Here is a 2,625-nt window from a genome sequence, read left to right as displayed (position 1 = left end):
TTTTTTTTGTTTCAATCCGATACCGGCATACGTATTTTCTTCCTGTCTCCTGGGCCTGGAAATTGGTATAAGAAGCAGGACCTGCGCCGCCACCTGAACGCTCACCTCACGGGCGCCGCCCACACCTGGCTGGTGCAGGCCCTGGACGAGGCCGCCCGACACCCGGGCACCCACGGCCCCATCTCCGCCTGGGAGCTGCGCCTCGCCGAGGCGGGCCGGCGCTGCGGCACCGAACACGCAGACGCCGTCCGCGTCGTGATCCTGCACGCTGCCCGCGCCGACACCGACGCCGTCACCCGGGTCTACCGCCAGGGCACCGCCGACGAACGCCGCGCTGTCCTGCACGCGCTGCCCCACCTCGTGCCGGGCCCAGAGGCGCTGCACCTCGTCGAGGACGCCCTGCGCACCAACGACACCCGACTCGTCGCCGCCGCCCTCGGCCCGTACGCCGCCCGCCACCTGGCCCCGCACCCCTGGCGGCACGCCGTCCTCAAGTGCCTGTTCACCGGGGTGCGCGTCGACGAGGTCGCCGACCTGACCCGCCGCGCCCCTGGCGACACCGAACTCGCCCGGATGCTCCGCGCCTTCGCCGAGGAACGCACCGCCGCGGGCCGTCCCGTACCCGAGGACCTGTACCGCGTCCTGGACCTGACCGCGCCCCCACCGGCCGCCGAGCCCCGCACCGACGGCACCGACGGCACCGACGGCACCGACGGCATCGACGGCACCGACGGCATCGACGGCATCGACGGCAAGGAGTCCTGATGCGCATCTTCGACCCCCACATCCACATGACGTCACGCACCACCGACGACTACGAGGCGATGCACGAGGCGGGCGTCCGCGCGGTCGTCGAGCCGGCCTTCTGGCTGGGGCAGCCCCGTACGTCGCCCGCCTCCTTCGTCGACTACTTCGACTCCCTCCTCGGCTGGGAACCCTTCCGTGCCGCCCAGTACGGCATCGCCCACCACTGCGCCCTGGCCCTCAACCCCAAGGAGGCCAACGACCCGCGGTGCACCCCCGTCCTGGACCAGCTGCCCCGCTACCTGCTCAAGGACGGGGTCGTGGCGGTCGGCGAGGTCGGCTACGACTCCGTGACCCCGGCCGAGGACCACGCGCTCGAGCACCAGCTGCAACTGGCCGCCGACCACGGCCTGCCCGCCCTCGTCCACACTCCGCACCGGGACAAGCTGGCCGGTCTGCGCCGCACCCTCGACGTCGTACGGACCTCCGCCCTGCCCGTCGAACGGGTGCTGCTCGACCACCTCAACGAGACCACCGTCGGGGAGGCCAAAGACAGCGGCGCCTGGCTCGGCTTCTCCGTCTACCCGGACACCAAGATGGACGAGGAGCGCATGGTCGCCGTCCTCCAGAAGTTCGGCCCGGAGAAGGTGCTGGTCAACTCCGCCGCCGACTGGGGCAGAAGCGACCCCCTCAAGACCCGCACGGTGGCCGACGCCCTGCTCGCGGCCGGCTTCGACGAGGACGACGTCGACCTGGTGCTGTGGCGCAACCCCGTCGCCTTCTACGGACTCAGCGGCCGACTCGACCTCGACGTCACCGCGACGGACACCACGCACGAGGGCAACAGCATCCTGCGCGGCGGTGAGTGACCCATGCGCTTCCGCCACCCCGACGGCTCCACCGTCCACCTCGCCTACTGCACCAACGTGCACCCGGCCGAGACCCTCGACGGCGTCCTCGCCCAGCTCCGCGACCACTGCGAGCCCGTACGCCGCCGCCTCGGCCGCGACCGCCTCGGCATCGGCCTGTGGCTGGCCAGGGACGCCGCCGCTGCCCTGGTGACCGACCCGTCCGCGCTGCGCGGCCTGCGCACCGAACTCTATGGGCGCGGCCTCGAAGTGGTCACCCTCAACGGCTTCCCCTATCAGGGCTTCGGCGCCGAAGAGGTCAAGTACCGCGTCTACCGGCCGGACTGGGCCGACCCCGAGCGCCTCGACCACACCACCTCCCTCGCCAGGGTGCTCGCCCGGCTCCTCCCGGACGACGTCACCGAGGGCACCGTCTCCACCCTGCCCCTGGCCTGGCGCACCGCCTACGACGACACCCACGCCGCCCGGTCCCGCACGGCCCTGCGCACCCTCGCCGAACGCCTCGACGCCGTCGCCGAGCTGACCGGCCGCTCCATCCGCGTCGGCCTCGAACCCGAACCCGGCTGCACCGTCGAGACCACCGCCGACGCCATCGGCCCCCTGACCGACATCGGCCACGACCGCATCGGCATCTGCGTCGACACCTGCCACCTCGCCACCTCCTTCGAAGACCCGCACACCGCCCTGGACGCGCTCACCCGCGCCGGCGTCCCCGTCGTCAAGTCCCAGCTCTCGGCCGCCCTGCATGCCGAACACCCGCACCTCCCCGAGGTCCGCGAAGCCCTCGCCGCCTTCGACGAGCCCCGCTTCCTGCACCAGACCCGCACCTCCACCGCCGCCGGCCTGCGCGGTACCGACGACCTGGGCGAGGCCCTCACGGGCGAGGCGCTTCCCCCCCCCCCCCCCTGCCCCGGGGCGCCCGCCGCATCCTGGAGATCGGCACCCTCGGCGGCTACAGCACCATCTGGCTGGCCCGCGCGCTGCCCGCCGACGGCCGGCTGATCTCCCTGGA

General features: G+C 72.7%; 2 protein-coding genes and 2 pseudogenes. All 4 read left to right on the top strand.

Annotated features, from left to right (window positions below):
• Window positions 1–27: 27 nt before the first annotated feature.
• Window positions 28–765 carry an EboA domain-containing protein gene (locus P1P70_RS43230; RefSeq protein WP_413471683.1) on the top strand — a complete coding sequence of 246 codons (738 nt, stop codon included), beginning with the start codon at window positions 28–30 and terminating at the stop codon, window positions 763–765.
• Complete coding sequence (locus P1P70_RS43225) at window positions 765–1,613, top strand: TatD family hydrolase (protein ID WP_319247775.1); 849 nt, start codon at window positions 765–767, stop codon at window positions 1,611–1,613. Before P1P70_RS43230 ends, P1P70_RS43225 begins: the two co-directional genes overlap by 1 nt.
• A 3-nt stretch (window positions 1,614–1,616) precedes the next feature.
• Window positions 1,617–2,514: pseudogene (eboE, locus tag P1P70_RS43220) on the top strand (metabolite traffic protein EboE); the annotation flags it as partial.
• A gap of 10 nt (window positions 2,515–2,524) precedes the next feature.
• Window positions 2,525–2,625, top strand: a pseudogene (locus P1P70_RS43215) (methyltransferase); the annotation flags it as partial.

The sequence above is a fragment of the Streptomyces sp. MB09-02B genome, assembly GCF_033794485.1.
GTDB lineage: Bacteria > Actinomycetota > Actinomycetes > Streptomycetales > Streptomycetaceae > Streptomyces.
Note: the sequence above shows the minus strand (reverse complement) of the source record. Positions and strands in the feature narration are given on the sequence as shown.

Excerpts from the sequence above, each read along its gene's own strand:
- P1P70_RS43225 (WP_319247775.1), top strand. The coding sequence starts at position 765 with ATGCGCATCTTCGACCCCCACATCCACATGACGTCACGCACCACCGAC.